At 68.6% G+C, this 6,249-nt stretch carries 3 protein-coding genes; 2 read left to right on the plus strand and 1 reads right to left on the minus strand.

What is annotated here, in order from left to right; all coding sequences use genetic code 11:
- Window positions 1-237: 237 nt before the first annotated feature.
- Window positions 238-3,582, plus strand: a complete 3,345-nt coding sequence (locus ACFW22_RS31825; protein WP_386411422.1) for an FG-GAP repeat domain-containing protein — start codon at window positions 238-240, stop codon at window positions 3,580-3,582.
- A gap of 146 nt (window positions 3,583-3,728) precedes the next feature.
- Window positions 3,729-5,480: an FG-GAP repeat domain-containing protein gene (locus ACFW22_RS31830; RefSeq protein ID WP_386411424.1), complete on the plus strand. Its 1,752-nt coding sequence runs from the start codon at window positions 3,729-3,731 to the stop codon at window positions 5,478-5,480.
- 69 nt (window positions 5,481-5,549) lie between these two features.
- On the opposite strand, the gene ACFW22_RS31835 is transcribed toward ACFW22_RS31830, so the two are convergent.
- The gene (locus ACFW22_RS31835; RefSeq protein ID WP_386411426.1) at window positions 5,550-5,834 is read right to left on the minus strand and encodes a hypothetical protein; all 285 of its coding nucleotides are present in this window, start codon (window positions 5,832-5,834) and stop codon (window positions 5,550-5,552) included.
- Window positions 5,835-6,249 lie beyond the last annotated feature (415 nt).

Here is a 6,249-nt window from a genome sequence, read left to right on the forward strand (position 1 = left end):
CGATCAGGCAGTTTGCGGATCATAGGGTCGCAAAAGTTACATTTCTGAATGCTTGGAAAATGGAGCAGGGGATTCCATTCAGAGGGTCTGGGGTTCTTGCAAGTCTTTTTCGTGGGCGCGCCGAGGGGGTGCGTTGCCAGAATGTCAGACCCTCGGGCTAGAGTCCTCCGCCAGGAAGGACGGGAGTTAATTCTTGCGCGTTGCGGGAATCCGCATTGTCCGGAAAGGCTTCATTGCATGAGCAGTACCAGACCCAGACTCAGACGCGGCCGCAGGGCCATGGCGCTGGCGATGGCCGCGACCGTGGTCCTGCCGGTCTCCGCGGCCGTTGCCCTGCCCGCCGCCTCGCCGGAGACCGCGACCACGACCACGACGGCGGATGTGAAGGCGTCTGCGACGCCGTCCGCGCTGTTCGAGGAAGCGGCCTTCGACGAGGCGGCCAGGACGGGCAAGCCCATCGAGATCCTCGACCGCCGGGAGGAGAGCCTGGAGTTCTTCGCCAACCCCGACGGTTCGACCACCCGCCGCTCCTACGGCATCCCGAAGTGGACGCGCTATGACGGCATGTGGCGCCGGACCGACGCCAAGCTCGTGCGCCGGTCCGACGGATCGGTCGCACCGGCGGCGCCCGTCTTCGCAATCTCGTTCTCCGGCGGCGGTGACCAGCCGCTGGCGACGATGACCAAGAAGGGCAAGAAGCTCGCGCTGACCTGGCCCACCGCGCTACCCGACCCGGTCCTGGACGGCGACACGGCCACGTACCCGTCGGTCCTGCCCGGAGTCGACCTCGAACTCACCGCCGAGGTGGACGGCTTCGCCCAGCACCTCGTCATCCACACGCCCGAAGCCGCCGCGAACCCCGCACTGCGGAGCATCGAACTCGGTCTGGAAACCGACGGCGTCACCCTGACCGAGACCTCCGACAACCTGCTCCTGGCCAAGGACGAGAACGGCGAGACCGTTTTCAGCGCTCCGAGCCCCAAGATGTGGGAACAGCCCGCGGTCCCGGCCGAGGAGCAGCAAGCCGGTGCCCTCTCGAAGACAGCGGCCCTCGCACCGGCCGCAGAGCCCGCACAGCCCGACAGCGCGCCCGTGGACGTGGCCATCGGCGAGGACACCCTCACGCTCGTACCCGACCCCGCGCTGCTCTCCTCCGCAGATCAGTTCCCGCTCGTCATCGACCCGGTCTTCGCGGACGGCAGCCGTGAGAAGTGGGCAGTGGTCTACTCGGCCACGCCCAACGCCGCCTACCCGAACGGTTCGGGCTGGAACTCCTCCAATCCCGCGGACGAGCCGCGCGTCGGATTCAACGGAACAGGCGATACCGCTTCGTTCTTCGCCATGAACACCAACGGGCTCGAGAACGCGACGATCAACAGCGCCAGGTTCGCCGTCATCCAGACCCACTCCTACGTCTGCGACTCGTCCGTCGGCCCGACCGAACTGTGGTCAGCGGGCAGCATCAACACGACCCCGACCTGGAACACCCAGGCCTGGGGCAGCAAGCTGGACTCCGACTCCTTCTACGGCGGCAACGACACCTTCTGCCCCGGTGACGTCGGACACGACTTCGAGAGCGCAGCGCTGAAGACGTACGTCCAGCAGGCCGCCAGTAACAAGTGGGGCACCCTCGTCCTCGGCCTCCGAGCCCCGGCCGGCTACGCGGGCAACACCAAGGCCTACAAGCGGTTCCGCAACAACCCCGTCCTCGAGGTCGACTACAACTACAAGCCCGTCGTCACCAGCAAGGCCGCCTACGAGGGCTACTACGTCGAGTCCGGTGACGGCAACAACCCGGTCGCCTGCGGTGGCCGCATCGGCAACAGCGGCATCACCCTGACCGCGAAGATCAAGGACCAGGACGGCGGCAAGGTCACCGCCTACTTCACGCTCAAGAACTCCAGCGGCACCGTTGTCCCCTTCTCCCCCAACTCCGACAGCGTGACCGGCTCGGGCGAAGCCAGCGTGCTGGTACCGGCCAAGGGGCTGAGCAACGGCACCTACACCTGGACCGTGTACGCCAAGGACAACGAGAACACGACCAGCGCCTCCACCTCCGCCTGCTCCTTCAGCGTCGACCGGATCGGTCCCGACAAGCCGGTGACCGTCTACGACATGGACGGCACGAAGGCCGGCGAGACCGAAGACGTCTACAAGGCCCGTGAACCGCGCCAGTTCAAGTTCACCAATCCCGTCAGTGACATCGCCGGCTACTGCTGGGCCATGGACCACCCCCTGTCCACCGTGAGCAGCACCCGCTGCCCCAACGGCACGTGGGTCGACGCCGGCACCGACGCCAACCACACCGCGACCGCCACGATCACGCCGTTCGCGCACCCCGTCAGCACGCTGAACGTCGTCGCCTACGACACCTTCGGAAACCGGTCCGTACTCGCCGGCGGTGACGACCAGGTCACCCTGACCACGACGCCGCCGGAGTTCGTGTACGAGACCGACACCTCGCCGATCGACAGCACGGGCTACGGGCACGACCGGCCCGGCGACCTCAACGGCGACGGCTTCGCCGACTTCGTCGCCACCGACCCCGACGGCAAGCTCTGGTTCTACGGGGGCAACGGCACTCTCGGCACCCCGGCACCCCGACAGAACGTCGGCACCGGCGGCTGGAGCGGAGCCCTCATCGCCCACCGCGGTGATCTGAAGGGCATGAACTACAAGGACGCTGCTGCCGACGGCTACGAGGACTTCCTCGTCCGGCTGCCGGACAACAAGCTCTACCTCTACCCCGGCAATGGTGTGGGATCCCCGTGGGTCTACACCCGCAAGGAGCTCGCCAATCCTTCGCAGCCGAAGCATCAGTGGGCAGGCATCCGGCAGATACTCCTCCCCGGCAACATCGACGGAAAGCCCGGTGAAGACCTCATCACCGTCGAGTGCATCTGGGAAGACGCCGGGGTCGACACAGCGCTTTTGAAGTGTGTTAACGCCCGTCTGATCCTCTACAGCGGCCTCGTCATCGCGGGTGGTGGCCAGGACCATACGAGACCCTTCGACTGGGCCAACCCGGTCACCCTGGGCACCGGTGGCTGGCGTGACCTCACCAACCTCGCCGTCGACGACGTCAACGGTGACACCTACGCCGACCTCGTCGCCCGAGACCCCGCCGACGGCAAGCTCTACCTCTACCCCGGCTGCATCGACGACGCGCAGAAGTGCCCCGAAAGCGGCTACAAGCTCCTTCCACGCAGCGTCTACGGAACCGGTGGCTGGAACCAGAGGCCCTACCTGACCTCCTCCGGTAACGTCCAGGGAACCGTGCAGGACGTCACGGTCACGGGGGAGCCATCGCCTGAACTTCCGCCAGGCCCAGGCAATGAGGGCGAAACTTACCACTTCAAGCGGTTCGTGCCGACCATCGGTGAGGAGGCCGGAGACTTCTGGGCCACTACCCCCGCCGACTCGAACAACCCTGTTCACTACATGGACTCGGCAGGCAACTGGACCAGTCGACTCTGCCCCACCGGGTGCCTCCTGACCTATCCCGGCACCCCCACAGGACACGGGGCACCCCGACTTGCAGGTACCGCCGGATGGGCCACCCTCATCAGCGGCATCTTCTGATCGGGTTGTTCCCTCGCTCCAACCGACCGGTGTGCCAGGCCTCCCAGGAGGCTTGGCGCACCGGTCCGCTCCTTGCCGCACACCCATCCCGTGCGACGGCCGACAGAACCTTTCGGGCCCGTCGACACCCACACCGTGAAGGACCCATGAGACGCATCGCTCGCCGTGCGGCCACGCTCAGCGCGGCTGCCGGCCTCCTCACCGCCGCGACACTCCTCAGCCCCCACACCGCCAGCGCCGCCGACGAGGTCCGCTTGTCCGGGTACGACGTGGTCGCGGCGCCCGGCTCCTTTCCCCAGCTCTTCCCGACCGTCGAGTCCTGGCCGTACGTGAGCAGGGTCGTCGTCGCGGTCGGCACCCAGCCGATGACCGACCCCGCAGGTGCGGGAGCCGGCCTGCCGTCCGGCTACGAGATGCGCGCCAACGGCTGTCGGGAGGCAACGGGATACACGGGTGTCTTCGTCTGTGAGAGTGGGGGGCAGTTCCCGAGGCCTAATACGACCGTTCCCGCCGATGCCGACGACGCCACCCTGTACTGGGGCTTCGCCTACGCTCCCGGCAGTGGCGACCTGAACCTGGACGCCGCCGTCCAGGAGGCCCGCAGCGCGGGCTCCCGTCCGGCGGACGGTCGGCACGGCACCGGGAAGATCACGGTCAAGTCCCGGGCGCACGCGCTGCTGAACACCATCGCCTTCGACCTGCCGACCGTTCCGGACGGCGGCACCGTCCACCAGCAGATGCGCGTCCACGCCAACGATGACGGCCGGTTGATCCTGCGCTTCGCCCGCGCCCAAGGGCAACTCACCCACAGCGCACCGCCCATACGCATCGGTCGCGTCTCCACCGGCTCCGGCGCCACCTGCGAGATCCGCTACGCGACCCTGGACGACGGCCTTCCCAATCTCGCCTGCGAGCTCGAAGCCGGAGACCACGTCATCGGCTACGAGTTGACCAGCGACCCGGGCCAGTACGCGCAGAAGTTCCAAGCCCACACACGGTACGACATCTACGACCTGGCCGTCTGGGACGAGTCCGACGTCAAGCAGACCTCCGCCCCGTTCTCCGTCGAGGGCAGCCCCGTCGTGCCCTGGCACGGCCTGCGCGCCCGTGACACCAGCGGCAAGCTGTGGGACTACCGCGGCACCGGCAACGCCGTCGGGCCTCTCGACCCGCGCCACGAGGCCGGCCACGGCTGGCAGGCCTACACCGCCATCACCTCCCTGTCCCCCTATGAAGAGGGCCCCTTCTTCTGGGACACCGTCACTCCTTCTGACATCACCCGCGGTCTGGGTGACTTCGTCGCCCGTGACGCGGCCGGGACGCTCTGGTACTACGACCGTCAGCTCGGCGCCGGGGTACGAACGGCATACGCACCCCGCGTCCGGGTCGGCGGAGGCTGGAACGTCTACGACCAGATCGCCGGAGCGGGCGACCTCAACGGCGACGCGCTCATGGACCTGGTCGCCCGCGACAAGGCCGGCACCCTGTGGTTCTACGCGGGCACCGGCACCCAGACCAGCGGAGCCCGCTTCAAGGCCCGGGTGCGCATCGGTGGCGGCTGGCAGGTCTACGACCGACTGGCCGGGGGCGCCGACCTCACCGGCGACGGCCGGGCCGACCTCCTCGCCCGCGACAAGGCCGGCGTCCTGTGGTTGTACAAGGGCACGGGCAAGGCGGCGGCACCGTACGCGCCCCGGGTCCGGGTCGGCGGCGGGTGGCAGGTCTACGACCAGCTGGTGGTCACCGGTGACCTGACCGACGACGGACGTGCCGACGCCGTCGCCCGTGACCGCACCGGCACGCTCTGGCTCTACCGGGGCACCGGAAAGCCCACCGCACCGTTCCTTCCCCGCACCCGCATCGGTGGCGGCTGGAACACCTACGACCACCTCTTCTGACCGCGGGCCGTGCCCGCACGGCGGTCTGACCACAGGCGTGCGGGCCGTCCGCCCCGGAGCGGGGAGGCGTCAGCGGTCCGCCCGTCGGGCCGCGCCCGCCGCCAGGGCGACGGTCCCGGCCACGGCCAGCGCCGCTCCCGCCGTCAGGACGCCCCGGTGCGAGCGCCAGGAGAGCACCGACCAGCGTGACTGCGCGGACAGCACGGAGCCGATGCTCGCCCAGGATCCGACCGAGCCGACGGAGAGCGCGGAGCCGACCGAGCCGACGGACAGGAAGGAGCCGACCGAACCGATCGACAGGGCGGAACCGACCGAACCGATCGACAGGGCGGAACCGACCGAGCCGATCGACAGGAAGGATCCGACGGAGCCGACGGAGAGCGCGGAGCCGACCGAGCCGACGGACGGGAGCGGGCCGGTGGACTCGATCGACAGCGCCGATCCGACCGGGCCGACGGACAGGGACGAGGCCCGCGACCAGAACGACGGGGACGAACCGTGGCGAGGGGTCATGGTCCGACCCTAGTGGTCCCGGGCGGTTCCGCGGGGTGCTCGCGACCGGTGCGGGCGAGCGGTGTCGGTCCGTGTCGGTCCGTGTCCGGCGCGCGGCGGCGGAAGGGTCCCCCCGGCCGCCTGGGACACCGGGCGAACGTAGTGTCGTGGGCATGGAATTAAGACCGACCGGCAATAGGCAGCCGCTGTCGAGTGATCGGGCGGGGTGGATGCAGTGCGGGCACGGGTCCACATGATCATGGAGTTCTCTACGCTC

Source organism: Streptomyces sp. NPDC058872 (genome assembly GCF_042743065.1).
Lineage (GTDB): Bacteria > Actinomycetota > Actinomycetes > Streptomycetales > Streptomycetaceae > Streptomyces.